Source organism: Archangium minus (assembly GCF_044360475.1).
Taxonomy (GTDB): Bacteria; Myxococcota; Myxococcia; order Myxococcales; family Myxococcaceae; genus Archangium; species Archangium minus.
On record NZ_CP043494.1, the window covers coordinates 1089623 to 1115323 of the forward strand.

Annotated in this window: 30 protein-coding genes; 14 read left to right on the forward strand and 16 right to left on the reverse strand. The window is 66.8% G+C overall.

The features are described 5' to 3' along the window. Positions 1-100: 100 nt before the first annotated feature. Together F0U60_RS04635 and F0U60_RS04640 are read left to right on the forward strand one after the other, a co-directional pair. Positions 101-739, forward strand: coding sequence for a TetR/AcrR family transcriptional regulator (locus F0U60_RS04635; RefSeq protein WP_395814449.1), 639 nt, complete (start codon positions 101-103; stop codon positions 737-739). Further along, positions 736-1950: an FAD-dependent monooxygenase gene (locus F0U60_RS04640; RefSeq protein ID WP_395814452.1), complete on the forward strand. Its 1215-nt coding sequence runs from the start codon at positions 736-738 to the stop codon at positions 1948-1950. Before F0U60_RS04635 ends, F0U60_RS04640 begins: the two co-directional genes overlap by 4 nt. 2 nt (positions 1951-1952) lie before the next feature. On the opposite strand, the gene F0U60_RS04645 is transcribed toward F0U60_RS04640, so the two are convergent. Continuing rightward, a complete protein-coding gene (locus tag F0U60_RS04645) occupies positions 1953-2237 on the reverse strand; it encodes a hypothetical protein (protein ID WP_395814455.1) in 285 nt (94 codons plus the stop codon). A gap of 144 nt (positions 2238-2381) precedes the next feature. On the opposite strand from F0U60_RS04645, the gene F0U60_RS04650 reads away from it, so the two are divergent. Further along, positions 2382-3581 carry a lipase family alpha/beta hydrolase gene (locus F0U60_RS04650; protein WP_395814458.1) on the forward strand — a complete coding sequence of 400 codons (1200 nt, stop codon included), beginning with the start codon at positions 2382-2384 and terminating at the stop codon, positions 3579-3581. 612 nt (positions 3582-4193) lie between these two features. On the opposite strand, the gene F0U60_RS04655 is transcribed toward F0U60_RS04650, so the two are convergent. From F0U60_RS04655 to F0U60_RS04670, 4 genes are all read right to left on the reverse strand, one after another. Then, complete coding sequence (locus F0U60_RS04655; protein WP_395814461.1) at positions 4194-4775, reverse strand: imm11 family protein; 582 nt, start codon at positions 4773-4775, stop codon at positions 4194-4196. Beyond that, positions 4772-5998 (reverse strand): AHH domain-containing protein, encoded by a 1227-nt coding sequence (locus F0U60_RS04660; protein WP_395814464.1) that lies wholly within the window; start codon positions 5996-5998, stop codon positions 4772-4774. The genes F0U60_RS04655 and F0U60_RS04660 overlap by 4 nt, the downstream gene beginning before the upstream one ends. Before the next feature lie 145 nt (positions 5999-6143). Continuing rightward, positions 6144-6719 carry an imm11 family protein gene (locus F0U60_RS04665; protein ID WP_395814467.1) on the reverse strand — a complete coding sequence of 192 codons (576 nt, stop codon included), beginning with the start codon at positions 6717-6719 and terminating at the stop codon, positions 6144-6146. A gap of 20 nt (positions 6720-6739) precedes the next feature. Then, positions 6740-7321, reverse strand: coding sequence for an imm11 family protein (locus F0U60_RS04670; RefSeq protein ID WP_395814470.1), 582 nt, complete (start codon positions 7319-7321; stop codon positions 6740-6742). Positions 7322-7687: 366 nt separating this feature from the next. On the opposite strand from F0U60_RS04670, the gene F0U60_RS04675 reads away from it, so the two are divergent. Together F0U60_RS04675 and F0U60_RS04680 are read left to right on the forward strand one after the other, a co-directional pair. Continuing rightward, positions 7688-9046, forward strand: a complete 1359-nt coding sequence (locus F0U60_RS04675; RefSeq protein WP_395814473.1) for an AHH domain-containing protein — start codon at positions 7688-7690, stop codon at positions 9044-9046. Between the two features lie 8 nt (positions 9047-9054). Continuing rightward, positions 9055-9618 carry an imm11 family protein gene (locus F0U60_RS04680; RefSeq protein WP_395814476.1) on the forward strand — a complete coding sequence of 188 codons (564 nt, stop codon included), beginning with the start codon at positions 9055-9057 and terminating at the stop codon, positions 9616-9618. A 13-nt stretch (positions 9619-9631) separates the two neighbouring features. Here F0U60_RS04680 and F0U60_RS04685 read toward each other — a convergent pair whose 3' ends face one another. Continuing rightward, the gene (locus F0U60_RS04685) at positions 9632-10540 is read right to left on the reverse strand and encodes a DUF72 domain-containing protein (RefSeq protein WP_395814479.1); all 909 of its coding nucleotides are present in this window, start codon (positions 10538-10540) and stop codon (positions 9632-9634) included. Between the two features lie 275 nt (positions 10541-10815). Here F0U60_RS04685 and F0U60_RS04690 point away from each other — a divergent pair, with 275 nt between their 5' ends. Then, positions 10816-11148: an HPF/RaiA family ribosome-associated protein gene (locus tag F0U60_RS04690; RefSeq protein ID WP_395814482.1), complete on the forward strand. Its 333-nt coding sequence runs from the start codon at positions 10816-10818 to the stop codon at positions 11146-11148. A gap of 64 nt (positions 11149-11212) precedes the next feature. Here F0U60_RS04690 and F0U60_RS04695 read toward each other — a convergent pair whose 3' ends face one another. Continuing rightward, positions 11213-11764, reverse strand: coding sequence for a hypothetical protein (locus F0U60_RS04695; protein ID WP_395814485.1), 552 nt, complete (start codon positions 11762-11764; stop codon positions 11213-11215). 84 nt (positions 11765-11848) lie between these two features. Continuing rightward, positions 11849-12304, reverse strand: a complete 456-nt coding sequence (locus tag F0U60_RS04700; protein WP_395814488.1) for a hypothetical protein — start codon at positions 12302-12304, stop codon at positions 11849-11851. 273 nt (positions 12305-12577) lie between these two features. Here F0U60_RS04700 and F0U60_RS04705 point away from each other — a divergent pair, with 273 nt between their 5' ends. After that, positions 12578-12880 carry a hypothetical protein gene (locus tag F0U60_RS04705; RefSeq protein ID WP_395814491.1) on the forward strand — a complete coding sequence of 101 codons (303 nt, stop codon included), beginning with the start codon at positions 12578-12580 and terminating at the stop codon, positions 12878-12880. Positions 12881-13076: 196 nt separating this feature from the next. Continuing rightward, positions 13077-14831, forward strand: coding sequence for a GYF domain-containing protein (locus F0U60_RS04710; protein ID WP_395814494.1), 1755 nt, complete (start codon positions 13077-13079; stop codon positions 14829-14831). 6 nt (positions 14832-14837) lie between these two features. On the opposite strand, the gene pdxA is transcribed toward F0U60_RS04710, so the two are convergent. From pdxA to F0U60_RS04735, 5 genes are all read right to left on the reverse strand, one after another. After that, positions 14838-15809, reverse strand: a complete 972-nt coding sequence (gene pdxA / locus F0U60_RS04715; protein WP_395814497.1) for a 4-hydroxythreonine-4-phosphate dehydrogenase PdxA — start codon at positions 15807-15809, stop codon at positions 14838-14840. A 22-nt stretch (positions 15810-15831) separates the two neighbouring features. Continuing rightward, positions 15832-16800 carry a peptidylprolyl isomerase gene (locus tag F0U60_RS04720; RefSeq protein WP_395814500.1) on the reverse strand — a complete coding sequence of 323 codons (969 nt, stop codon included), beginning with the start codon at positions 16798-16800 and terminating at the stop codon, positions 15832-15834. Positions 16801-16841: 41 nt separating this feature from the next. Then, on the reverse strand, positions 16842-17840 hold the full coding sequence (locus tag F0U60_RS04725) for a peptidyl-prolyl cis-trans isomerase (RefSeq protein WP_395814503.1): 999 nt from the start codon (positions 17838-17840) through the stop codon (positions 16842-16844). 20 nt (positions 17841-17860) lie between these two features. Further along, positions 17861-18892, reverse strand: coding sequence for a peptidylprolyl isomerase (locus F0U60_RS04730; RefSeq protein ID WP_395814506.1), 1032 nt, complete (start codon positions 18890-18892; stop codon positions 17861-17863). Positions 18893-18955: 63 nt separating this feature from the next. Next, positions 18956-19972: an alpha/beta hydrolase gene (locus F0U60_RS04735; RefSeq protein ID WP_395825972.1), complete on the reverse strand. Its 1017-nt coding sequence runs from the start codon at positions 19970-19972 to the stop codon at positions 18956-18958. 175 nt (positions 19973-20147) lie between these two features. Here F0U60_RS04735 and F0U60_RS04740 point away from each other — a divergent pair, with 175 nt between their 5' ends. From F0U60_RS04740 to F0U60_RS04750, 3 genes are all read left to right on the forward strand, one after another. Continuing rightward, positions 20148-20381 carry a CBS domain-containing protein gene (locus tag F0U60_RS04740; RefSeq protein ID WP_395814509.1) on the forward strand — a complete coding sequence of 78 codons (234 nt, stop codon included), beginning with the start codon at positions 20148-20150 and terminating at the stop codon, positions 20379-20381. 88 nt (positions 20382-20469) lie between these two features. Further along, the gene (locus F0U60_RS04745; protein WP_395825975.1) at positions 20470-20703 is read left to right on the forward strand and encodes a GIY-YIG nuclease family protein; all 234 of its coding nucleotides are present in this window, start codon (positions 20470-20472) and stop codon (positions 20701-20703) included. Between the two features lie 89 nt (positions 20704-20792). Further along, positions 20793-22118, forward strand: coding sequence for a sensor histidine kinase (locus F0U60_RS04750; protein WP_395814512.1), 1326 nt, complete (start codon positions 20793-20795; stop codon positions 22116-22118). 16 nt (positions 22119-22134) lie between these two features. On the opposite strand, the gene F0U60_RS04755 is transcribed toward F0U60_RS04750, so the two are convergent. Further along, complete coding sequence (locus F0U60_RS04755; protein ID WP_395814515.1) at positions 22135-22452, reverse strand: hypothetical protein; 318 nt, start codon at positions 22450-22452, stop codon at positions 22135-22137. A gap of 70 nt (positions 22453-22522) precedes the next feature. On the opposite strand from F0U60_RS04755, the gene F0U60_RS04760 reads away from it, so the two are divergent. Next, positions 22523-22834 carry a hypothetical protein gene (locus F0U60_RS04760; protein ID WP_395814518.1) on the forward strand — a complete coding sequence of 104 codons (312 nt, stop codon included), beginning with the start codon at positions 22523-22525 and terminating at the stop codon, positions 22832-22834. Between the two features lie 62 nt (positions 22835-22896). Then, a complete protein-coding gene (locus F0U60_RS04765) occupies positions 22897-23328 on the forward strand; it encodes a hypothetical protein (protein WP_395814522.1) in 432 nt (143 codons plus the stop codon). Between the two features lie 18 nt (positions 23329-23346). Here the strand turns inward: F0U60_RS04765 and F0U60_RS04770 are convergent, their stop codons facing one another. Beyond that, positions 23347-24039 carry a radical SAM protein gene (locus F0U60_RS04770; RefSeq protein ID WP_395814525.1) on the reverse strand — a complete coding sequence of 231 codons (693 nt, stop codon included), beginning with the start codon at positions 24037-24039 and terminating at the stop codon, positions 23347-23349. A gap of 144 nt (positions 24040-24183) precedes the next feature. After that, the gene (nudC, locus tag F0U60_RS04775; RefSeq protein WP_395814528.1) at positions 24184-25017 is read right to left on the reverse strand and encodes an NAD(+) diphosphatase; all 834 of its coding nucleotides are present in this window, start codon (positions 25015-25017) and stop codon (positions 24184-24186) included. Positions 25018-25080: 63 nt separating this feature from the next. Between nudC and F0U60_RS04780 the strand changes: the two genes are divergently transcribed. Then, positions 25081-25548 carry a cupin domain-containing protein gene (locus F0U60_RS04780; protein ID WP_395814531.1) on the forward strand — a complete coding sequence of 156 codons (468 nt, stop codon included), beginning with the start codon at positions 25081-25083 and terminating at the stop codon, positions 25546-25548. Positions 25549-25701 lie beyond the last annotated feature (153 nt).

Sequence of the window (25701 nt, forward strand, 5' to 3'; positions counted from 1 at the left end):
GACCGCAGGCGGACTTGCGTGGACCGAGCGTTCAGACTACTTGGTCTAACCAGAGGGTTCGTACTCCCGGTCTACCCATCGGCCCGAGGTGCCCGCCGCCATGCCCCGTCCGCGTTTCGAGAAGCTTCCACCCGAGCGTCGCGCCCACATCCTGGAGGTGGCGGCGCGCGAGTTCGGTGCGCTCGGCTACGAGGGGGCGTCGCTCAACCGCATCCTGGAGAAGGCGGAGCTGAGCAAGGGCGCGGCCTACTACTACTTCGACGACAAGGCGGACCTGTTCCTCGCGGTGCTGCTGCACTGTTGGGAGCACTTGATGGTCGAGGATGCGCTGCGGCCGGAGGTGCTGCGGGCCGACACCTTCTGGGAGCACCTGCGTGCCCTCTACCAGCGTCAGTTCGGTCTCTTGCGCCAGCACCCCTGGATGATGGGCGTGGCGCGAGCCGTGTGGACGCTGCCGCCGCACCTGCGCGAGAGCGGGCCGATGGCGGTCCTCATCGAGCGGGGCCAGGCCCTCATGCGTGGGTTACTCGTGCGAGGCCGCGAGCTGGGCGTCATTCGCGAGGACGTGCCCGAGGCGTTGCTCGGTGCCTGGGTGCGCGCCCTCGACAGTGCGGGAGATCAATGGCTGCTCGAGCACTGGGAGCAGCTCGACGACGCGGCCATGCGAGAGCACGCGGACCGTGTCGTGGATGCCATACGTCGGCTGCTCACGCCGGCCCAACCAGGAGGGAAGTCATGAAGCGGGTACTCATCGTGGGAGCGGGACCGGCGGGCGCGGCCCTCGCGTACATCCTCGCGAGCCGGGGTGTGCCGGTGCACCTGCTGGAGCGCCAACGGGACTTCTCGCGCGAGTTCCGCGGCGAAGGCTTCCAGCCGAGCGGCCAGGACGTGCTGCGCCAGATGGGGCTGGGCGCGCGCTTCGACGCGCTGCCGTCCGTGAGGATGGCGGCGGTCTCCGTGTGGCGGGGCTCGCGGAAGCTGCTGTCAGTGGACGTGCCCGAGCAGGCCCGCGACAACACGGTGCGCATCGTGAGCCAGCCGGCGTTGTTGGAGATGCTGGTGGAGGAGGCGGGGCGCTTCCCGCACTTCCGCCTGGAGCGCGGCGTGGCGGTTCGGGACGTGGTGCGTGAAGGCGGGCGCGTGGTGGGCGTGCGCGTGGAGCGGGACGGGCACGAGGAGGAGCTGCGCGCGGACTTTGTCATCGGCACGGACGGGCGCAACTCGGTGCTGCGCCGCAAGGCGGGCCTGCACGAGGATCGCACGCCGCAGTCCTTCGACATCCTCTGGTGCAAGGTGCCTGTTCCCGCCTTCTGGCGGCCGGGCGAGGCGGAGATTCACGCCACCACCCTCGGCGGCCTGTGTCTGGCTTTTCCCTCCTATGACGGGATGCTGCAGCTTGGCTGGAGCATGCGGAAGGGGAAGTTCAAGGAGCTGCGCGGGCTGGGCGTGGAGGCATGGGTGGAGGCGTTGTCCCGGGCGGTGCGGCCGGAATTGGGCGCGCACCTGCTCGCCCACCGGGGCGCGGTGAGCCACCCGTTCCTCTTGGATGTCATCTGCGATCGGCTCGTGCACTGGACGGCGCCGGGGCTGCTGCTCATCGGGGACGCGGCGCACCCCATGTCCCCCGTGGGAGGACAGGGCGTGAACGTGGCCCTGCGCGACGCACTCGTGGCTGCGAACCACTTGTTCCCCGTGCTCGCCGCGGAAGGCTCGCCCGAGGCGCTGGATGCCGCCGCCGCGCGCGTGCAGGGCGAGCGGCTGCCCGAGGTCTCCGACATCCAGACCATCCAGACGCGGCAGGCGCGATTCCTGGTGGGCACGGGGCTGTTGCCGCGGTTGATGTTGGCGGCCCTCCCGCTGCTCGACAAGCTGGGCGCCACGCGCAACTTCGCCGTGGGTGGAGATCGGCGCTTCCGCGGCGTGCTGCGGCCGTTGCGACTCGCGGTGTGAGGCTACTCCTCGTCCGTGCGCGCGGGAGCTTCATCGTCAGGCGAGAGGCGCGCCACCTGCTCTTCGCTCGCCTCCCAGGCGTCCCGCGCGTCGTGGGCATGCACCTCTGAAGCCGCCTCATCGTCCTGTTTGCCAGTCCACGTGGTGTGGCCCCCGGCGAAGCCCTCGAGCGGGCGTGGGCCGCGCTTTGCCTCCACCTCCAGGTCCTTGGCCTCCAGCTCGCGCAACCGCTCCCGCTCTTGTTGCCGCTCGCGCTGGTGCAGCTTCTCCAAAGGGTCGTTCGACATGGGGTACCTCCTTGCCCCAAAGTGCGAACGGTGTTGGCGAGCGTCAGCGGACGGTGACAGGTTTTCTGGGGCCCGGGTACTTGGCTGCCTGGCGGAGAGGCAGGAGGCTTGCGAGCGTGGGCCTTCCCCCGGAAGCTGCGCGCCATGAAGACTCTCTATCGCGCGCGCTTCCTGTTGCTCCTGCTGGGGTCGGTCCTCGCCGGCTGCTCTGTTGCCCGAGTCACCGTTCCACCGCCCACGGGGGAGGAGGTCACGATTCTCGTGCCCGGCTACCGCGGCAGCTTCCTCGTCACCGAGGGCCCGGAGCCCGAGCGCGCCTGGCTCACGGTGGGACAGGCGCTCTCGCGGGGGGAGAAGACACTGGCGATTCCCTTCCCGGGGCAGCGGCCCGTGCCGACCTACGGTTCCCTGCGTCCGGATGGACCGCTCACCCAGCTGTCGGCGCTCTTCGTGTCAGTGGACGCGTACCGCTCGTTCATGGAGTTTGGTCGGGACCACCTGCCGGGCTTCGTCCCGTTCTCCTATGACTGGCGGCGGGACATCCGCGAGAGCGCCGGAGCGCTGTGCGCGCGCATCGAGCAGCTCGTGGCGGAAGGGGGAGGGCGGCGCAAGGTGAACATCGTGGCCCACAGCATGGGCGGGCTGGTGACGATGCACTGCCTGCTCCACGGTGGTGCACGGACTGGCGAGAGGCCATGGGCTGGAGCGGAGCACGTGAAGCGCGTGGCCATCATCGGCACGCCGTTTGGCGGGGGCCCGGGCATGTTCGATGATTTGCAGGTGGGCACGGAGACGATGCGCAACCGGGCGCTGATGGCACCCGAGGCGCTCTTCACCTTCGCCTCGGCGTTCCAGATGCTGCCCACGCGCAGCGACTTCTTCGTGGACGCGGAGGGCAGGCCGGTGGAGGTGGATGCCTTTGACCCGGCCGTCTGGTTGAAGGAGGGCTGGGGACCCTTCGCGGACCCGGCGCTGCGCGAGGACGAGGCCTACCGGGCGCAGCTCGTGCGGATGCTGGACGCGCACCGGGAGTTCCGCGAGGCGCTCTCGCCGCGACCTGGGCTGCCTTCGCCTGCCTTCGAGACGCTCGTGGTGGTGGGAACGGGGCGGCCCTCGGTGAGCGGGATGCGGATGGTGAACGGGAAGCTCGACCTGAAGAACCCACCGCGTGCGGATGGAGATGGCTCGGTGCAGTCCGCGCGAGCGCTGCCCGAGCTGCCCATTTCCTATCAGCGTTTGGACAGCTCCGCCGAGCACGTGGAGCTCATGTCTGACCGTGACGTGCTCCACGCCGTGGAACGGTTCCTCCGAGGAGAGACGGTGGGGACGACCCACCAGCCGTGATGCGCTGATTCTGTTCCAGTGACTGAGGCTTGGCGAAGAGTACGTGAGGAACCCGGGGGGACCCACAGCCCGGGTTTCGTGTGAGACGAGCCATGGGAGGGATACTCATGAAACGGGTTTTCTTTGTTGTTCCTTTTTGTCTGATGAGCCTGCCGGGTTGTTCGCTCTTCGGATATGGCTTGTACAAGAAGGCGGAGTGGGTACCTCCGAAAGTGGCTACCAAGGTGAAGTTCCCCAATTCATATGAGAAGGGTGCCCACCTTGAGGGACCCATGGTTGTGGCGCTGGCAGCGGCCATGAATGACTTCCTGCCGCCCGGAACGGCACCTCGGAAGGGAGACGATCCCGTGGCGCGGTGCCTATCCCTTCGAGAGACGTTTTAAGTGTCTGCCTGGCAGCCGAACGACAACAACATCTTCTTCGTTCGCTTTACTCCAGACCTGTCGCGATGTGCCCCTGGCGCCATCATCACTGACGGAGGTGCGGAGTACGCCGTCGATGGTGAAGGACGCATTCTCGCCAGGCAGTGACGCGATTCGCCCTGTGTGAGCCGGGCGTGCTCCCAGGTGTTCCTCGCGCTGTTCGCACGAGGGGCACGACGCCGCCCGCCCGTCAGACCTCGAGGAACTTGATGCCGGTGATGCCCTCTTCTTCCATGGCTTGCTTGACGTGCTCGGAGACGATGAGGACCACTGGCCAGCCCCAGGGCCGGAAGATGTGGGCCTCTCCGATCTTCGTGGGGTCCACCTTCAGGCCTCGAACGTTCTTGTATTCACCCACCCTGTCTGGCTGACCGTCTTCCGGTCTCCAATAGAACACCTCCTCACTCCGGGCGTCGTCGATGCACCGGATGATTTGCAGGGCATTGAGGATGAACCAGGGCTCCGTCTGTCCCTCCACCTCCACGGGGATGAATTGGACTTCCCTCCGCAGGCCCAGACGCTCGAACAGCGAGACGACCCGGTGGTGGACGACGGGAATCCCCAGAGCATGAGAGAACTCGATCGGAATACCCTCCGGCTTCACGGACAAGCGAATCGGATTTCTGATGTTCAGAACCCGGCCCTCGTTGAATCGCCAGACGTCAAACAGCTCTTCCCGTCCGTCCTCATCATTGCGAGGCATTCTCACGTGCCATCGCCCTGGAATGTACTTGTCATCGTAGAGTTCGTAATATTTCATCCGAGCGGTCATGGTTTCCTCGTGACGAGCTTGTTGAGCTTGGAGCCCGGCGCACATACCTCGCTTGCGATCTCATTGAGCGCTCTCACGAGCCCGGCTCGACAATCGACCTGATTCTTACAATTCTTGAGCGCATCCCTGAGTCGCCTGAAGATCTCGCTGTGGTACACCTCGGGATGGGGCCCTTTGTGGTCTCGCAGGTAGACGATGTTCGCCGGGTCCTCGAGGCTCATTCCCGCGAGTGCGAAGAGTTCCTCGAACTCCGGCGTCCAGGGGCCACCACGGCTCTCGGATTTGTCGTTCTTGTTGGTGGCAAGGTGGTGGGCGTGGTGGCCATCCTTCCTCGATTCGGCACACGCGCCCGTCGTCCGAGCAGAGGAAGCCGCCGCCGTGACCGCGGAGACGGTCGTGCTCGCCGACACGCCCATGAGCACCACCGTACCGTCCGCCACGCTCACCCGCGCGCGCGTCCCCTCGCTCACCTTGAAGCCTCCCCGCCCTCCCGCGAAGGCGAAGCGCGGAGGTGACAGCCGCGCCCACAGCCCGCCCGGGGGAACCTCTGGAAGCCCCCTGGCCAGCTTCGCTCCCGCCACCGTCACCAGCACGCGCAGCCCCACTCCCCCAAGCGCCTTGCCGAAGCGCTCGGCCACCGCCTCCAACTGCGCCTGCGTCCTCGCGGCCTCCGCCTCCCGGTACAGGTGCAGGCACGCCAGCCCCACGGCGTAGAGTTCCGCCGCCGTGTAGGTCATCATCAACCCGAGGGTGACCGCAGCGGCCAACGCCTTGGAGAAGAAGGGCTCGGGAGCCGCCCAGGCCATCATGTAGAGCATCATCGACAGGCCCACCGACAGCAGCACGGCGGGCGAACTGAACATCTCCACGGCGGCCTCGCGGACCCCGTCGCCCATATAGCGTGGGGAGAGCGCGAGTGCCTGAAACCACCTGGCGCTCTCCAGCGAGCCCGGCAACTCCACCAGGGCAGGCCCATACAGCACCTCGTATTCCTCGCGCGTGCGACTCTCCAGGTCTGAGCGCCGGTAGTCTGATGGTGGCCCAAGCAGGCCGCCTGCGATTATCGCGGTCGGGCGGGTCTTCCTGGGTGGCGAGCGGTTCCCCAGCGCCGCCACCACCTCGCGAGCGTCCTCCAGCGTGAACAAGGATAGAGCCGGGTTCGGTCCGAGCGGCTTGAAGCTGAGCCTCAGTCCCTGTCCCTCATCGCCTTGGTATCCGCTCACTGCCACGGCTTCCAACACATGGAGTCGCGATTCGGTTGTGGGCGGAGCGGCCTGGGCGGAAGCAGGCACCCACAGCCACACGCAGAATGCGAGAAGGAGACGTGTTTGCATGAGTGGTTCCGTGGATGGCGACTCTACCCGCCCGTCAGACCTCGAGGAATTTGATGCCGGTGATGCCCTCTTGCTCCAGGGCCCGCTTGACGTGCTCGGAGACGATGAGGACGACCTTCCAGCCCCAGGGGCGGAAGATGTGGGCGTCTCCAATCTTCGCAGGGTCCACCTTCAGCCCCGCGACGTTGCGGTATTGGCCCAGCTTGTCCGGGCGGTTGTCCTCCGGCAGCCAGTAGAGCACTTCCTCACACCGGGCGTCATCGATGCACCGGATGATTTGCAGGACATTGAGGGTGAACCAGGGCTCCGTCTGTCCCTCCACCTCGACGGGGATGAACTGAACCTCCTTCTGGAGCCCCAGCCGCTCGAACAGCGCGACGACCCGTCGGTGGACCACTGGGATGAGGAAAGACGCGAGAGTGAACTCGAGCGCGATTCCAGTTGGATTTACGGGAAATCGAATGACTCCTTCGATATCGAGGGGTTGTCCTTTCTTGAACTGCCAGGGATCAACCCTTTGTCCCCGGGCATCGACAGGGCTCCTCAAGTGCCAGCGTCCCGGGGTGCTCATGTCATCCATGAAATCGAAGTAGCTGTTCAGGGTGTTCATGGCTTGTCTCTGCTTGCCGGTCAGACATCGAGGAATTTGATGCCAGTGATGCCCTCATCCTCCATGGCTCGTTTGAGGTGTTCGGAGACGATGAGGACGACCTTCCAACCCCAAGGGCGGAAGATGTGGGCCTCTCCAATCTTCTCCGGATCCACCTTCAGGCCTCGAACGTTCCGATACCCGCCCAACTTGTCCGGGCGGTTGTCCTCCGGCAGCCAGTAGAGCACTTCCTCACACCGGGCATCATCGATGCACCGGATGATTTGCAGGGCATTGAGGATGAACCAGGGCTCCGTCTGTCCCTCCACCTCGACGGGGATGAACTGAACCTCCTTCTGGAGCCCCAGCCGCTCGAACGGCGCGACGACCCGGCGGTGGACGATGGGAATCCCCAGCGCGTGAGAGAACTCGAGCGGAATGCCCGGCGGTTCCACGGACAAGCGAATTGGCTTTTCAATGTTCAGGACCCGGCCTTCGTTGAATCGCCAGACGTCGAACAATTCTTCGCGGCCTTCCTCATCATCACGAGGCATCCTTACGTGCCATCGCCCTGGAATGTACTTGTCGTCGTAGAGTTCGTAGTACTTCATCTGCGCGGTCATGATTGCCTCGTAGTGGGCGTGTTGAGCCGAGAGCCGGGCGGGCATCTGTCCTGCGCTCTTGTTGAGTTCTTCCTCGAACCTGACTCGACACTCGGACCGGGTTCTACGCGGGTCTCGATTCCCCACGGAAGGACCACCTGGGGCGTCATCCCTCTGGTCCACCCTCTACGGTGGGGTACACCGACAAGCTACTGGCACGAGACCGTGGGGACCGAGTGTGCCGGGTGTTCTTCCGCGAGTGCGATCCGAGTCTCCGTCCAGGTGGGGACTCCCTCATGGGATCCGGCTGGTTCTGGCTCTCTGTTACCTGGGGATGGACAATGGCCTTCGACGCCCCTGAATGACCAGGGGCCGCCGGAGCCGGTCATGAACTCGCGAGTCATCTCCGCCCTTTGCCCGTGGCTGTTGCTACCGCTTCTGGTGTGGGCAACCCCGTCCGAAGGCCAATCACGGCTGCGGATGTTGGAGCCGGTGCGGGTGGACGAATACCGCGGAGATGAGGGGATTGGAGTGAGACTTGGCTTCAAGGCGCTGGAAGCGGAGCCAGCTCTGGCCCTGTGGACGCTGGAGGAGGCGCGGGAGGTGGTGGTGGCTCTGGAGGAAGAGTTCGGGTGGGTGGGAAGGGCAGGGACGAGGGGGAAGAAGGCTAGCCCGAGAAGGGAGGTGGTGGGCATGATGTCCCTGCTGTCGCCACATACCCCGCCAGCATTGGAGAGGCGGGGCCGTGAGGCGTACGAGGCGCTGTATGGGCCTGCACAGGTAGAGCTGCCGGGCTCGTTGGAGAGGGCCAGGTGGTTTCAGGCGCTCGCGCTCTCGCCGCGCTACATGGGCGACGGGGTACGCGAAGCCGCCGTGGAGATGTTCAGTTCGCCCGCCGTGCTGCTGTCGGTGGGCCTGTCGATGATGCTCTACATGATGGCCTGGGCGGCTCCCGAGCCCTTCTTCTCCAAGGCGTTGGCCGCTGCGGTCACCCTCGGGTTGATGATGACCTACACGGCGGCGGAACTCTACGCCGTGGGGCTGGCGTGCCTGCACCTGTACCGGGAGGCGGAGGCCGCGAGGACGCAGGCGCAGTTGGAGGCGGTGGCAGAGCGCTTCGGCAAGACGCTTGGGGGAGTGGGGTTGCGCGTGCTGGTAACGGTGGCGGGAGCGAAGCTGGCCAGGGGACTGCCGGAGGTCCCCCCGGGCGGGCTGTGGGCGCGGCTGTCACCTCCACGCTTCGCCTTCGCGGGAGGGCGGGGAGGCTTCAAGGTGAGCGCGGGGACTCGCGCGCGGGTGAGCGTGGCGGACGGCACGGTGGTGTTCATGGGCGTGTCAGCGAGCACAACCGTCTCCGCAATCACCACTGCGGCGTCCTTGGCACGGACGACAGGGGCGTGTGCTGGGTCAAAGGCGGATGACAACCACGCTCACCACCTGTGCACCAACAAGAACGACAAGTCCGAGAGCAATGGTGGCCCCTGGACGCCACGGTTCGAGGAACTCTTCGAACGGGCGGGAATGAGCCTAGAGGATCCCGCGAACATCGTTTATTTACGAGGCCACAAGGGGCCGCATCCCGAGGAGTATCACAGCGAAATCTTCAAACGACTGAGGGAGGTGCTTGAGTTCTGTAGGCCTGGGGCTGATTGTCGAGCCAAGCTCGTGGATGAACTCGACAGGATTGCTGGGGAAGTGTGTACGCCCGGCTCCACACTCAACAAGCTTGCCACGAGGAGATCGTGACAGCACAAATGAAGTATTACGAGCTATACGACGACGTGTATATCCCAGGGCGTTGGCATTTGAAGATGCCTGTTGATGGTCGGGGTGTGTGGATCGACACCTGGCGGTTCAACGAGGGAAGAGTTCTCGATATTGAGGGGTTGATCCGCTTTCCCTTGAAGCTTGCGGGTGTTGCCCTGGACTTCACCCTTTGTTCCATGGGGGTTCCCGTCGTTCACCGCCGGGTTGTCTCACTCTTTGAACGTCTGGGTATCCAGAAGGAGGTCCAGTTCATCGCCGTGGAGGTGGAGGGACAGACGGAGCCCTGGTTCATCCTCAATACCTTGTACGTCATCCGCTGCATCGACGATGCCAAGTGTGAGGAGGTTTTCTACTGGCTACCGGAGGACAACCGCCCGGACAAGCTGGGCGGATACAGGAATGTTCGAGGGCTGAAGGTGGATCCGGCGAAGATTGGGAAGGCCAACATCTTCCGCCCCTGGGGCTGGAAGGTGGTCCTCATCGTCTCTGAGCGCGTCAAGCAAGCCATGGAAGAAGAGGGCATCACCGGCGCCAAATTCATCGAGGTTTGAAGTCTCGCGCCTCTCAGCCCGGGGGGCTCGCGCCGGGTGGTTCGGGAGCCTCTTCCCCCGGCGGCAGCACGTAGGGCCCGAGCGTATCGCGGTACTCACGCACCAGCGTCTCTGGAGCGTGCACCTTCCGGCCCGTGAGCATCGTTTGCAGCATCATCGCGTTGGCGATGCCCTTGCCTCGCACGTGGTTGTTGGTGACCACATACACATCACTCACGCGCGGGTGCTCGGCGATCTCCTTCGTGCGCTCGGCCCAGGGCTTCAGCTCCTTCGCCGAGTACAGGTAGTCGTAGCGCTCCATCGCGTTCGCCGTTTTGCTGAACCAGTTGCGGTAGTTGCGCCCGTGCACCCGCACGTAGCCCACCGACGACGTCGCCCGCGCGCTCGGCGCTATCGAGTTATGGAAGAGCGGCTGGTCGATGTTTACGAAGCCCACGCCTCGCTCGGCCAGCTCCGCGAACACGTCCGGGACATTCCAGGACTCGTGCCTTACCTCCAGCACCAGCGGCCAGTCGGAGAACGTGGTCACAATCTCGTCCAGCCAGTCCCGGTTCTCCTCGTTGTTGCGGAACGACCAGGGGAACTGCACCAGCACTGCCCCTAATCTCTCTGCATCGTGAAGGGTGTCGAGCCCCTCGCGTGTCTGGCGCACCTCGTCGGCTGTCCACACCGCGTTGCGCTCGTGGGTGAAGCGCCGCCACAGCTTCGCGGTGAAGCGGAAGTCCGGGTTGAAGTCCGTGCGCTCCACCCAGAGCTCCGCGTTGCGGCGGCTGATGGGCCGGTAGAAGCTGGTGTTCAGCTCCAGCGCGTCGAAGTACTCCGCCAGGAAGGCCAATGGGTCGAATCCCCTCGGCTTCGGCTTCGGGTACACCACTCCCGCCCAGTCATCGTAGCTCCACCCCGCGGGGCCGATGCGAATCACTCACGCACCTCCAACCGCACAGGGTGTGCACCGCCTCGACGCTCCGCAGCATGTGCCCGCCTGGTCGCCCCTCGGGTTGCCTGTCCGTATGGGTTCTCAGACGCGGTGTGCGGCCACCGCAAAGGCTGCGTGCCCCGCGAGGGCTACCGCAAAGGCTGCGCCATTTGCGGGGCCCAACCCCCTGGTTTCCGAGGGAAGAGGCGTTGGCTTCCCGTATGCAGTGGAGAGTGGTCGTCACGACGGCTCCAACGGTGAGCCAATCAAGAGGCGCGAAGATGAAGCGAAACCTGCAGATCACCTTCCGTGGAATGAGCCCCAGCGATGCCCTCTCGGAGCACATCCGCGACAATGCGGACAAGCTCGAGCAGTTCTTCGACGGCATCACTGGCTGCCACGTGGTGGTAGAGGAGCCGCACCGGCATCATCAGCAGGGCAAGCATTTCCACGTCCGTCTGGACCTGCACGTCCCCGGTAAGAACATCGTGGTCGACCGCGAGCACGCGGAGAAGAGCTCGCACGAGGACCCCTACCAGGCTGTGAACGATGCCTTCGATGCCGCCCGGCGCCAGCTGCAGCACTACGCTGAAGGGCTCCGCGCCCACCGTTGAAGCACGTGAGGGGGAGGGCTCCGTTCGAGCCATCCCCCTTGTCGTTCCCGGGCTCCCACCCAACTCACGGCGGGCCGTTGTAGGTGGGGTCGTCACCCGGTACGAAGTTCTTGCCGCGCACGTCATAGGTGCACTCGAGGCGAGAGCCGTCCTCGAACTGTGCGTTGAGCTTTCCCTCGAGGTTGTTGGCATCCGCGAGCTTCACGGTGATGGTGCCGCCGCTCAGGGCTGGCGCGTTCGCGGGCGACTCGAGCTTCCAGATGGACACCGCGCCATTCTGTGGTGGTCGCTGGCGCCACTCCTCCTCGGTCATGACGAGGGGCAGCTCCGTCGTGTCCTGCTCCGCCGGAAGCTTGATTTCCATCAGCAGTCGCAGCGCGCCCTCTCCGTAGGAGAGCTGGAGCCACGCTCCCCGGACGTGCGCGGACTGATTGACGCTGAAGGTCGTAGGTTGGATGGTGAGCGAGCTGTCGCCATCGATGTCGCCCTGGATGAGCGTGCCGCCCACGGTGCCATCACACCTGCCGCTGGGTCCGCATCCGGTGAGCAGTCCCGCTCCGAGGAGGAGACAGAGGGCGCCGCGATGGACACCAGCAGAGACGAAGAAGGAGGCCATCCAGGTTCTCCAGCCAGAAGAGGTTGTTGTTCCGTCATCCTCACAAGGCGGTGCGCACGACTCAAGCCGACATCGCTGCTCCTGTCAGGGGAGCGTCGGGTTGTCGCACGCGCGAACCTCGACGGGACCCAGGACGGGTCCGCCATCGGGGTTCTTGCACACCGCACAGACTCCGCCTCGGGGCCAGCGCTGCGTGGGCGAGCCATCGCTGGCCAGCACGGGTCCGTTGGCGATGAGTCCATCGAAATCGGTGGCGCGCTCCAGCGTCACCGTGGAGCCACCCCCCACTCCGGTCAGCACCAGCTTTCCGTCACGCACCTCCCATTGTCCATGTCCCTGTCTGAAGGTGTCGCAGCCGCTGTGCGACCAGCGCACCCGTCCACCCGGCTCGATGGACAGGTTGTAGGCATCGGGCTTGTCCTCCCAGTGGAACACGCCGGCGAAGCCTTCCGGAGGGGGCTCGTCCCGCGAACCGTCGCACCCCGCACCCCACAGCAGAACGGCGACCCAAACGCTGCAGACTCCACGTACGAGAGACACGCCTGGTCCTCCTGAGTTGAAGACGTAGAGGCCCCTGGACAGCAAGCCCCACGCCAGATGTTGCCTCCGTTGCAAGGCCCAAAAGACGAGGACTTGCGCCAGCGGGAGGCTCCGGTGCCTTCTGGATTTTGTGGCAGCCCCTCGGTTTTTCGAGCCAGCGCCCGCCTGGAGGCTCGCTCCGGGAACGGCCAGCCAGGGGGTTCCCCGTGTTGGGGTTCCAGCAATTTCTTGAGCGGGTGCGCGGGATGTGGAGGGGTAGTGCCGAGGTGCTTCATGCGTGACGAGGGCTCACAGGAAACGCAGGCCCAGGTCTGTCACCGCTGCCTGCTGCGGCTCGAGACAAGCGCGGGGGGTGTAGACCTGCCACGCCGCATTCGCGACACGCTCGCCGCGCAGGGGTGTGCCGAGTCTGTCCGGGTGAGCCTCACCGGGTGCCTCGGTTACTGCCCTGTGGGGCTCGTGAGTGTCCAGCTCCGGCGCAACGGCGAGTTCTTGGATGTGGTGTTGATCGACCCAGCGAGGGATGGCGCGGAGCTGCTCACGCACCTTTCTTGCCCATCATCGGAAACGCCGTAGTCCGGTTGTCCAGGGGTTTGGACCTGCCAGGGATTTGGTGTCGTCCAGAGCAGAACTTTCCTTCTCGGGAAGCGCTCGAAAGTGAAAAGAACCACTCACACCCAGGAATGTGAATCCTAGCTGGGGCGTCGGACGTCCTTAGCTTGAGGCCTGTGCTGACCCAACGTCTGGGCAGCGGGGGCCGGTTGGAGGGCGTGTGGACGGGAACCATTCGAGCATCGAGGGCGATTCCATTTCTCGTGCGGGCAGCGGGGCTCAACCGCCGCAGCTGTCTCTGTCCGAGCCTGAGGCGCCACCGAGCGTCCAATCCGCCTTGCGTGAAGTGAGGCCGGATGACCTGGATGCCATCTTCGATGGCGCGCTCTTCGGGCCGCCCACGCTGGAGGCGGTCCAGGCAGAGGAGATCGCTGGCGGAGCGGTCACCGCGCCCGTGCCTGTGGGCGCCATGGATTGGTACATGGAGCGCAACGAGCAGCCGGCGGGCCCGTTCCGTCTGGAGCGGCTGCGCGAGCTGTGGCACCAGGGCGAGTTCGACCCTGACACCCTCTTCTGGTGTGAGGCGTGGACGAACTGGAGGCCGCTGTCCCACGTGCCCGAGCTCGTCGCCGCGATGACCATCTCAGGGCTGCCCACGGTGGCCGCGGACGCGAGTGTCTCCTCGGTTCGTGCGAAGGAGCCCGGCTCGGAGAAGAAGGTCGTCTCCGCGCTGCACTCGCTCGTCCAGCAGGAAGAGACGTGGCTGCGCAAGCAGGAGGAGGAGAAGGAGCAGGCCAAGGAGGAGGCTCGTCTGGCCTTGTTGGATGCGCCGAGCGCTCCCGTTCCGGTGGCTCCCGTGGTGCCGGTGGCTCCGCCCATGCAGCCCGTGGTGGCGCCGGTGGCTCCCGTGGCGACGGGGGGGCTGCTGGGGCCGATTCCTGTTCCTCCTCCCCAGGTGGGTGTGCCGGTTGCGCCGTATCCGGGCCTGCCCATGGCCCCTCCCCTTGTTCCCGCCATGATGGCCGTTCCTGTTCCTCCCGAGGCGTTCGCGCCTGTGCGGCGGGGGAGGATGTTCCTGGCGGGTGCGCTCATCGGCTCGGCGGTCGCGGGCGTCATCGTGGGGGCGATGATGCTGCTGCCTCAGGTGCGTCGCGCACCCGAGCAGGTGACCGCGGTGGCTCCGCAGCCCATTCCGGCCCCTGTGGCGGCCACGCAGCCGAGTGCTCCCATTGTGGCCCAGACGCCTCCGCCTGCTCCCGCCCCCGCGCCCGTGGTTGCGGCGGCTCCGGTCGTACAGCCCGCGGCGCCAGTGGCGCAGCCTCCGGCGCCTCAGCCCGAGGTTGTCGCGTCGAAGGTCGTCGCCGCTCCGGCGCAGCACGAGAAGCCGAAGTCCGTGGTGGTGGCCGCGTCGGCCTCGGAGGAGCGCATCGCGCGGGTCGCTGAGTCGGCCTCGCAGCGCCGCCAGCAGCCTCCGCCTGCACCCGTGGCTCCTGTCAGCACGGAGCCGCGTACGGCGGTGAATGACAACCCGCCGGCCGTGGACCCCACCAACTTCGATGACTCGATCGACCAGGAGTTTGAGCGGGAGCTCGGCTTCGCGAAGGGGGCGCCGAAGCACACGCCGGAGGATCCGCGCTCCAGTCGGAGCGTCTATGTGCCGCCCGAGCCCGGCAAGGACGTGCCCGATTCCCTCTCCACCTCGGACATCGTGCAGGTGGTGAGCTCGCACAAGGAGGCCATCCTCGCCTGCATCGACACGCACGAGCCCGAGCGGATGTCGGACTCCGGCAAGGACAAGTTCGTGGTGCGTTGGCGCGTGCAGCCGTCGGGCTCTGCTATCGACGTCGCCATGGAGACGGAGGCCCTCAAGGGCACGCCGTTCGCTCGCTGCATCGAGGGGCAGGTGCGCTCGTGGAAGTTCCCGCAGCACCGGGTGCAGAGCCGCGAGCCCGTCCGCTTCCCGTTCACGTACTGAGCGGGTTCAGCGCGCAGCCAGCTGGGCAGCCTTGAGCAGCGCCTCCACCATGGGGACGCTGCTCGCTTTGCCCGTGCCGGCCAGGCTGTAGGCCGTGCCGTGGTCCGGCGAGGTCCTCGGTACCGGCAGTCCGAGCGTCACGTTCACCGTTCGCTCGAAGTCCAGGGCCTTCGCCGGGATGAGGCCCTGGTCGTGGTACATGGCCAGCACCACGTCGTAGGGGAAGCGCTCCACCTGGGCGAACAGCCCATCCGCTGCGAGCGGCCCGTGCGCGTCCACCCGCAGCCGGCGCGCGCGCTTGATGGCTGGCGTGAGGACCTCCACTTCCTCGCGGCCCAGCAGCCCGCCCTCGCCCGCGTGGGGGTTGAAGCTCAGCACCCCAATCCGGGGCGTCCGGCCTACCACCGGCTTCAGGCTTCGCGACAAGAGCTGGAGCTGGCCCACCAGCCGCTCCACCGTCAGCATCCGCGAGACTTCCAACAGCGGCACGTGGTTCGTCGCCAGCGCAACGCGCACCCGCGGGCCGTCCATGAGCATCAGCACCTCGCGGCCGAACGCCTCCGCGAGGACTTCCGTGTGTCCCATGAAGGGAATGCCGGCTCGGGAGATCTGCTCCTTCGATACGGGCGCCGTGCAGAGGGCGTCCACCTTGCCGGCGCGCGCTGCCTCGATGGCCGCCTGGATGTAAGCGTATTGGGCGCGGCCTCCGGCGCGGGCGGGCTTCCCCAGCACGCGGTCCTTCTCCGCCAGCTCCGTCACCACGCAGACCGTGGGCTCCGTGGCGCGGGCCAGCGTCTGGGGCGTGGTGTGGGCGTACTTCTTGAAGAGAGGGAAGCGCGCCAGCGTGGGCCCGTCTCCGAAGACGACGGGCAGCAGCGACTTGCGTACCCGGGGCAGGGAGAGAGCCTCCGCTGTGACTTCCGGGCCGATCCCGGAGACGTCTCCCAGTGAGATGCCTACGACGGGTCGCTCGTTCACGCGTCTTCCCTCTCCCTGTGCGTCAGATCTTCACGTCGACGGAGGCCTTCTGCCGCAGCTCCTGAACGTACTGCTCGACGTACTTCTCCGTCTTCTGCATCTTCAGCCGAGACTCCAGCTCGTTCTTCACCTGGTCGAAGGGAGCCACGTCCACCGCGCGGCGCGCCTCCACCTTCAGCACGTGCCAGCCGAACTGGGTGCGCACCGGCTCGCTCACCTCGCCCTCCTTCAGCGTGAAGGCCACCTTCTCGAAGGCCGGCACCATCACGCCACGCCGGAAGAAGCCCAGGTCCCCGCCATCCGAAGCGCTCGGGCCCTCGCTCTTCTTCTTCGCCAGCTCCGCGAAGTTCACGCCCGGCTGACGCGCCTCCTCCGCCAGCGCGAGCGCCTTCTTGCGCGCCGCCTCCACCTGCTCCGGCGTCGCCTTCGCGTCCACCTGCACCAGGATGTGGCGCGCGTGCACCTCCGCGTCACCCGACTCCAGCTTGGAGTACTGCGTGTAGGCCGCCTTCAGGTCCTCCTCCGACACCTTTACCTTCGGCGTCACCTTGAGCTGCACCAGCTTCATGCGCGACATCTGGTTGCGCAGGAACTGCTTGTAGGTGGCGATGGTGAAGCCCTCGCCGGACAGTAGCTGCTCGAACTGGGCGTCGTCCGCGACGTTGTTCTGCCGCTTCACGTCCGCCACCGCCGCCTCCACTTCCGAGTCCGTCACGCCCAGGCCCAGCTCGCGGATCTGCTCCTCCATCAGCTTCTCGCCGATGAGCGCGTCCAGGGCGGTCTTGATGAGCCGCGTCCGCTCCTCGGCCCGCTTCTGGGGATCCCTCACACCCGCCAGCTTCGACAGCTCCGGCGCCGCGCGCTTCTCCACCTCGGAGAGCGCGATGACATCACGGTTCACCACCGCCGCCACCCGATCCACCATCTCCGCGCGAGCCACGGCGCTGCTCAGCAACAGCGCCGCCACCATCGTCCCGATCAGCTTCTTCATATGCTTCCTTTTTCCGTGCCCGTGTCGAGGGGGACGGGTTTTCATTCCTTCTTCGCCGCCTGCGTGGCCGGCTTGCCGCGGATGGCTTGCAGTGTGGCCTCGTTCACCCACACCTTCGCCTTCGCCCGCAGCTCCTGCTCATATTTTGTCTGCGCCTCCGAGCGGCGCTGCTCCAGGAGCTTCGCCTCCACCTGCTCGCGCACCTCGGCGAACTCCAGCTTGCGGCCCGCCTTCTTCTCCAGCACCCGGAACAGGTGGTAGCCGTACTCCGTTTCCACCACGTCGGACACCTGGCCCACGTTCATGGAGAAGACCACCTGGTCGAAGGCCGGCGGCATCTGCCCGCGAGGGAAGAAGCCCAGGTCGCCTCCCACCTTGGCGTCCGCGCTCAGCGAATACTTGCGCGCCAGCTCCGCGAACTTCTTGCCGGCCTTGAGCTGCGCCTGGACTCGCCGCGCCTCGTCCATGCCCTTCACCACGATTTGAGCGGCGCGCACCTGCTCGGGCTCGGAGAACTCCGCCTCGTGCGCCGAGTAGTAGCCGCGTAGCTCTTCCTCCGTCAGGGCCACGCGCGTGTACACCTCGTTGGCGAAGAGCTTCTCGATGGTGAGCCGCGTTGCCTCACGCGCCTTCAGCTCCGCCATGGAGAGCTGACCCTGCGCCAGCACCTCGTTGAAGTTGCCCGCCGGGTAGTCACTCGACAGCCGCAGCACGCCCCGGTCCACCTCCTCAGGGGTCACCGTGATGTTGTGCGTCCGAGCCTCCTGCAGCAGCACCATGCGGGAGATGAGCGTGTCCAGCAGGGCCCGCTTGTAGGGCTCCACCTCTTCCGGGGTGTGCTGGGCGGACTCGGTGGCCGAGGAGGCGAGCTCCCGCCCCAGCTCGTTCTCGAAGTCCGCGCGGGAGAGCACCTCGCCATTCACCGTGGCCACCACGTTGGTGTCTGGGTCCTCCTGGTCCTTCTTGGTGCAGCCCGCCAAGCCCAGAGCGAGTGCCAGGGTGGCGAGCAGCGGGGTAGCACGGACGAAGGCCTGACGCATGAAGGAGCTCCTCTCGACGGTCACGGTTGCTCCGCGGCGGCGGTGGGGAAGGGGGCGGGAATGGTACCGGGCGGAGGGCCGCTCGGGGGCAACATGGGCGTGCTCATGTCCACGTGCACCCGCGAAAGTGTTGTGGCGTCCACGGTGAAGCCGGCGCGGCGCTCCAGGTGGGAGAGCAGCTCTGCCCAGGCTTGGGTGCGCTTCTCCTGCGAGAGGCGGCCGGTAATCTGCTGGCGCACGTCCTCGAGCTTCAGGTCCGACGCCGTCTGGTGGCCGGTGAGCTGCAGCACGTGCAGCCCCGCGTCCGTCTGCACCACGCTGGAGAGCGCGCCCGGACCGCTGGTCACCAGGGCACGCGCGGCCTCGGCCACCTCGGGCCCGAAGTCCTGGGCGAGCACCTCGAGGGAGCGGTAGCGCAGATCTCCATCCAGCGGCTGCGTGCGGGGCTCCTCGCTGTGCGTGCGCGCCAGCCGGCCAAAGGCGGCGAAGTCCTTGGGAGGGAGCGCCTTCGCCTCGGCGAGCACCTTCTCCGCCTTCGCGCGCGCTGCCGCCACGCGGGCCGCGTCCGCTCGGGGTGCCGCGAGGAAGACGTGCGAGAGCCGCACCTGCTCCGGCCGCACGTAGTCCTCCTCGTGGCTCGCATAGTACGCGGCCACCTCCGCGTCGGAGACGGGGGGCCTGGCCTCCTCGAGCTGCGAGCGCATCAGCCGGGACACCAGGGCGCGCTTGGTGCTGGCCAGCACCTCAGGGTCGTTCTGCAGCCCGCGCGCGAGCGCCTCCTGCACCAGTAGCTCGAAGCGGGCCAGGCCTTCCACATACTCGCGCTTCTGCTCCAGCGTCTGGTAGCGCTCGCGCAGCGCGGGGCTCATCTCCTCCAGGCGCTGGCGCAGCTCCTCGGCCGTCACCTGGTCGCCCTTCCAGGAGGCCACCGGCGTGCCCCCGGACTCCCGGGCATGGCGGAAGTCCACCACGGCGAGGCCCGGCGCGGGGCCGCGCTCGCAGCCCGTGAGGGCCAACAGGGCGAGGGCGAGGAAACGGAAAGAGGAAGACATGGAGTGCGGGCCCGTGGGGTAGCACGCCAGGGGGGAGCGGACAACCAGCCGTCCCCCGGGGCGTCAAGCCCGGGTCGCGTGCGCGGACAGGAACGCCTCCACCAGCGGGAAGATTTCGTCCGGTGCCCGACGCCCCAGCACCATGTCGGCATGGCCGTAGTCCTCAGCGAAGCCATGCCCCCGCCCGGCCACCACCAGCTTCACTGGCCCGCCGAGGTGCTCCTGGGCCCGCGCCACGGCAAGCGGGGGAGCGAGCAGGTCCTTGCTCCCCGCGAGCAGCATGACGGGCAGCCTCACCCCGGCCAGCGGCTTGCGGTAGCAGGTGCCGTCCACCATGCAGAAGGAGTCCGTCGTAATCCAGTGGGCGAACTGCCGCACCACGCCGCCATAGATGTCCGAGGGCACGTTGGCCAGCGCCTTGCGCACCACGTCCGGCTCCATGTTGGAGTCCAACATCATGTAACGGCTGAGTGGCCCCGGCGGCGCGCCGAACAGGGCAATGCCGGTGATGCGCCGGGTGGGAATCACCTTCAAGCGCAGCAGCGGCTCTATCTTCTGGATGAAGAGCTTGACGCCCGGCTGCACCGCGAAGGTGAAAGGACTGCCCATGGCCACTGCGGCGCGCACCGGTGCTTGCGGGTTTCGCGCCAGATGACCGTAGAGGGTGAGACCGCCCTTGGAATGGCCCACCCAGAGCACTTCCTTCGCCCCGGTGGACAGGACGGTTCGCAGGGCGCTGCGCACGTCGTGCTCGGCCTGGTCATCGAAGGAGGCATCGCCACACGGGCCCGCGAGGCCCCGGCCGCGCAGCTCCATCACCCAGCTCTCGAAGCCCGCCCGGGCCAGGTAGCGCGCCAGGCTGTAGCGCTCATCGAAGTCCATGTGGAACCGGTTGGCCCCGAGCCCATGGCAGAGGATGACCGGCTCGGCGTACCGGCGCTCGCCCCGAGGGTGGTAGCGCCCCAGGGCAATGGCCGCGCCGTCGTCGGTGGGCACTCGGTACAGCTCGTCCGGCTTGAAGGTCAGGGTGAGCAACCCTTCTCCCTCGCGGTTGACCGCCCGAGAGAAGAGATCCGCCATCCGCGTCAGCCTGGGCCCGTTTCGGTTCGTCACGACTGGAATCTAATGCCCTCGGGTACGAGTGCCGTGTCGAAAATCCCACGTACCCACATGTCGGCAGGACGGTTGCAGAGGTACTCCCTCATTCATCACGGGAGGCTCGTGGATGCGGCAAAAGCAGACTCTAGCGGAAAAGTTGTCCTCGATTGAAGTCACCCTCGTTCCCAGTGATACCCTCCTGCGTGCCTTGCGAGTGATGGAGCGGTACCGAGTCTGCCTGCTGCCCGTCGTAGGGGAGGCCGGAGGGGTGGTGGGGCTCATCAGCAAGGCCCACATCCTGTCGGCCTGGGGTGTGGACCCCCTCCTGCCGGTGTCGCTGGTGATGGCGGCATGTGAAAGGCCGCGGGGAGAATGTCTGGTGGCCCCATGAGGTGCCAGGCACTCCAAGCAGGCGTCCGGACGGGCGCGGGCGTGCGCTATGCTGCCGCTCCGCCGTGCCGGACGCCTGGACCGTCTACATGGTGCGCTGCCGGGATGGGACGCTCTACACCGGTGCCACCAACAACCTGGAACGCCGCCTGGCCACCCACAACCGGGGCCGAGGCGCCGCCTATACCCGTGCCCGCCTGCCGGTGACGCTCGTCTGGAGCGAGCCGGCAGCCGACCGGAGCGCCGCCCTGCGCCGCGAGGCTGCGCTCAAGCGTCTCTCACGAATGGAGAAACTCCGTCTTGTCCAACGGGTGCGCCGCTGACCCGGGATGGGTTTTGTTTGACCTCATTTTGTGACAGTGTTCGGGGCGCAACTCTCCATACCCAAGAATCCGGGGGAGACCGGTAGGACATGACGCAGCAGCACGGGGGAGAGACCCTGGACAGCCAGGAAGCGACGTTGCGAAGCGAGGACCTGGTGCTCCGCAATGAGCAGCGCTTCCTCTACATGCTGGCCCTTACGTGTCTGCCGTTCTGGGTGGTGGATGCGCTGTCGGTGATGCGGCCGACCTGGGACACGCTGGCGCTGCGCGTGGCGTGGTCGGGGCTGACGTGGGCGATGGGTTGGTGGCTGCCGCGGATAGAGCCATCGAGCCGCCGGCTGGTGCTGACGACGGGCGGGGTGGTGGTGCCCAACCTCTTCCTGCTCGTGGTGGTGCACCGGCTGGGTGGGGTGGATAACCCGCTCTTCGGCTGGTTCTGCGTGATGCCGGTGGTGAGCCTCACGGTGTCCCGAGGGGAGACGTGGCAGGCCTTGATGAGCACGCTCGTGCCGCTCGGCTGTGCGGGGACGTTGCTGTGGCTGGATGCGGCGCCGGCTGTGAAGGCGGTGCCGTGGCTGCTGTTGGTGGCGGGCTCTGGCGCGGTGGGGCTGCAGATGAGCTCCTTCTATCGGCGGCTGCGGCAGGCGCGGAAGAAGGCGGACGCGGAGCAGCGTGCGGTGCAGGCGGCGCTGGTGGCGTCACAGGCGCGCGTGCTGGAAGCCGAGCGGTTGGCGCAGGTGGGGCGGCTGGCGGCGGGTGTGGCGCACGAGGTGAAGAACCCGCTGGCCTACGTGCAGGCCAACCTGCGCTTCCTGTTGGAGGAGTGGCGGCAGCCGATGACGGGTGCCACCGACACCGAATACACGGACGCCCTGCAAGAGACGATGCAGGGGGTGGAGCGCATCCATCAAATCGTGAAGGACCTCACGGCACTGTCGCGCGCGGAGGAGTCGGTGGAGGGCGTGGGGCGGTGCGAGCTGTCACCCATCATCGACGCGAGCGTGCGGTTGGCGTCGGTGCGGCTCAAGTCGCTGGTGAAGCTGTCGGTGGAGGTGCCGGAGGCGCTCTCGGTTCGGGCCGAGTCGAGGCGGCTGGGACAGGTGTTGCTCAACCTGCTGCTGAACGCGGCGGACGCCATCGAGGACTCGAAGGTGCTGGACGGGCGGGTGGCGGTGCGCGTGGAGGTGCAGGCAGGACGGGTGCGCTTGATGGTGGAGGACAACGGGCCGGGCATCCTGCCGGAGAACCTGCCGCGGCTCTTCACGTCCTTCTTCACCACGAAGGCGCCGGGGAAGGGGACGGGGCTGGGGCTGGCGTTGTCGCGGCAGTATGTGGAGTCCTTCGGGGGCACGCTGCACGCGGAGAACCGCCCCGAGGGCGGTGCGCGCTTCATCGTGGAGCTGCCGGCGGCCTAGGCGCCGCGGGTGGGGCTCAGGCCGCCGGACGGGGCTGGGGCGGGGTGGGGGGCGGCTGCTGGGACTGCTTCTGCTTCTTGGAGCGCGCCACCACGAAGAAGATGCCCAGGATGAAGAAGGCTCCCGCGCCGACCAGGGTACCGATGAGCTGGTAGTGCAGCAGGTCCGCGGAGATCTGCCGGATGACCTGGGGCAGGTCGCACATCGTCTGCGTCGACTGGAAGCGGGTGGTGTTGTCCCACTCGAGCCACTTTGGCGCCAGCCACGAAGCCGTGGCCAGGCCCAGGAAGGCCCCCGCGAGAATGAAGGTCAGCAGCGTCTTCAGTGTGGCCATATCCGGGTACCTCGGTGAGGAGACGTGGGAGCGTCCTTTAGCACGCAATCTGCGTACTTGGACCGCGAGGATGCGAGAGCCGTGCTATCAGAAGGCCGTGCCGCTCCTTCCTCTTGCCGCCCTGTTCGGCGTCATCACGCTCGTCTGCGCCGCCTTCCTGCTCGTCCATGCGTTCCGCCGCAGCCTGGGGACAGGAATCATGGTGCTGCTGATTCCCTTCTACATGCTCGTCTACGCCTTCAGTCAGTTCGAGCACCCGCGCAAGAACCTCATCCTCGCGGGCTTCTTCGGCGGCACCGTGCTGGCCGCTGTCTTCCTCGGGCTTGGCGCGCACGCGCTGGAGCAGGTCATGCTGCGCCCGCCTCCGCCTCCCATCTTCTGAGCTCGACCGTCTTCACATCGGCTCGCTGTCCCACCCATCAGCGGACCGCAGTCGCCACCTGTGTGCGTTGTGGCACCTTCCTGTGTGGCGAGTGCACGGAGCTGCTCGGCGAGGCCACGTACTGCGCCTCCTGCATGGCCTTTGTCGGCAAGCACGGGGCGCCTTCCCTGTTCCTCAAGCTGGCGCTCGGCCTGGAGGTCATCGCCCTCGCGTCCATTCCGCTCGCACTGCTCCCGCCGCTCCAGGTCTTCTCGCTCCTGCGCATCATTCCGGTGCTCAGCCCGGTGCTCAGCGTGCTCGCCGCCGGGCTCGGGTTCGGGGCCGTGCTGTATGAGCGGCGCCGCCTGGGGCGGGCGGGGCTTCAACCCTCCGCGAGCCGGTGGCTCCGATGGGTCCACGCGGGGGCCTGGCTCCATCTGGGATACGTGCTGCTCCAGGCCTACCTGGTGGTCAAGAGCGTCCGCGACTACTACGACCCCGCCCGGCGGCCCTGAAACGGCCGCGCCCCGCCGTCACACGCCGCGCTCGTTCGGATCCCAGGTGTACTTGTGCATCTGGAGCTGGAAGCGCACCGGGAGCCGGTCCTCGATGATCCACTCGGCCAGCGCCTTCGTCGTGAGCTTGCCGAAGACGGTGGAGAAGAGCAGCTCGTAGGGCTTCTCCAGCAGCCGGTGCTCGGCGATGAGCCGCTTGGACCACTCGTAGTCCTCGCGGCTGCCGATGACGAACTTGAGCTCGTCGTTGGCGTTCATCGTGGTGAGGTTCCGGTAGTCGTTCCGGTCGCACTCGCCCGAGGACGGCGTCTTCATGTCCACAATCTTGTGGACCGCTGGAGGCACCAGCCGCACGTCGATGGCGCCGCTCGTCTCCAGCAGCACGATAAGGCCCGCGGCGAGCAACTCCTCCATCAACGGATACACCCCGGGCTGCAGCAGGGGCTCACCTCCCGTGACCTCTACCCGGGGCGCGCCGAGCGCCTTCACCTGAGCCACCACGTCCGCATTCTTCATGCGCGTGCCGCCATGGAAGGCGAACTCGCTGTCGCAGTAGGAGCAGCGCAGGTGACAGCCGGTGAGCCGCACGAAGGAGCAGAGGAGCCCCGCGTGCGAGGACTCGCCTTGCACGGACAGGTAGATCTCCTTGACCACCACCGAGTCAGCGGTGGGAACACGACGAGGCTCGATGTGGGGACGCGCGAGGGGCATGGGGAAGTCCGGGGACCCGCTTCAATCTCACCTGGGCAGGTGGATGCAAGCGGAGATGGCCCCTGGGCCTCAACCATGCGACGTCCCACAGGAATTCCAGACGCCCGTCCCCCTCCAGGGAGAGCGGGCGTTGGAGCTCAGTCCTCAGCCCTGAGTGGAGCGCGCCTTCACCTGGGCGATGAAGCTGTTGATGAGCTGGCGAGCGATGCTCATGGGCGGGGGGAGGTTCGGAAGGTTGTCTGGGGTGAACCAGCCAGCCTCGGCGATCTCCTTTCCGTCCACCTGGATGTCGCCGCCCGCGTACTCGGCGGTGAAGCCCAGCATGAGCGAGCGGCCGAAGGGCCACGGCTGACTGCCGAAGTAGCGGAGATTCTTCAGCTCCACGCCGACCTCTTCCTTCACCTCGCGCACCACCGTCTCCTCGAGCGACTCGCCGACATCGACGAAGCCGGCCAGGGTGCTGAAGAAGGCGCCAGGGAAGTTGGCGTTGCGCGCGAGCAGCATCGAGTCGCCGCGGGTGATGAGCACGATGACGGCGGGGGAGATGCGCGGGTAGAAGGGCGTGCGGCAGACGGAGCAGCGGCGAGCGCGCTCACCGGGGACGAGCACCGTGGGCTGGCCATCGTGCCCGCAGAAGCGGTGGGTGATGTCCCACTCGGCGGTGGCGAGCGCCCGGCCGACGATGCCAAAGAGGACTTCGTCCACCTGGGTGTAGAGGCCGCGCGCGGGGACGAGCTTCATCCCGGCGGGGGGCTCGGTGTCCTTGGGAAGGGCGACGGCGTAGCAGTCCACGCCATCGAGCGCGCCGAGGAAGTGCGCCTCAGCGGCGAGCGCGGGCAGCTCCGCGCCCGTGGGGATGTGCATGGCGCCGTCGCGTTCGACGATGAGGAGGTCGAGGCCGCGGGCGGCGAAGAGCAGGGCGGTGTCACGCGAGCGCGTGGGTGCGTCATGTCCGGGAATGAATCGAGGCTGGCTCACGCTGGGCACCTTAGCGGGACCGGGTCCGCCAGGGCAGTGACTCCCGTGCTACGAATAGGAGCCATGTTCCGCACTTCGCTCCTGACGGCCCTGCTTTGTGTCTCCGCCGGTTGTGCCCGGGTCCCTACCGTGCCCGTCCGCCACGTGGTGGGCAGCGCGGAGGCCCCCACCTTTCGCATCTCCCAAGGCAAGGGCACTGCCATCCTGCTCGTCAACGAGGAGACCGGAGCGCGTGCCGCCGCCATGGGAATTCTGGAACTCCAGGCAGGGGCCGGAGTGCCCGAGCACATTCACGAGCACAGCGTGGAGATGCTCTACGTGGAAGAGGGTGGGGCGGAGATGACCATCGAGGGGCAGACGCTGCCCGTGAAGCAGGGGGATGCCGTCTACATTCCGGCAGGTACCCGCCACTCGGCCCGCATTCCCGAGGGTGCACCGAGCTTCCGCGCCGTGCAGGTGTACGTGGGCCCCGGCCCCGAGCAGCGCTTCCGCCAGGGCGAGCCCGTGAAGCCCGTCACTTCCGCTCCCTAATCCCTTTCAGGGACGTGATGATGTTCCCTTCCCTCTCCCTCTGGGAGAGGGTCAGGGTGAGGGTAGTCGAGCCCGTTCTTCAGCCCGTGGCCCTCAGTGTGAACAAGGGATCCAACCCGGGTCCACCCGATACCCTCACCCCGTCCCTCTCCC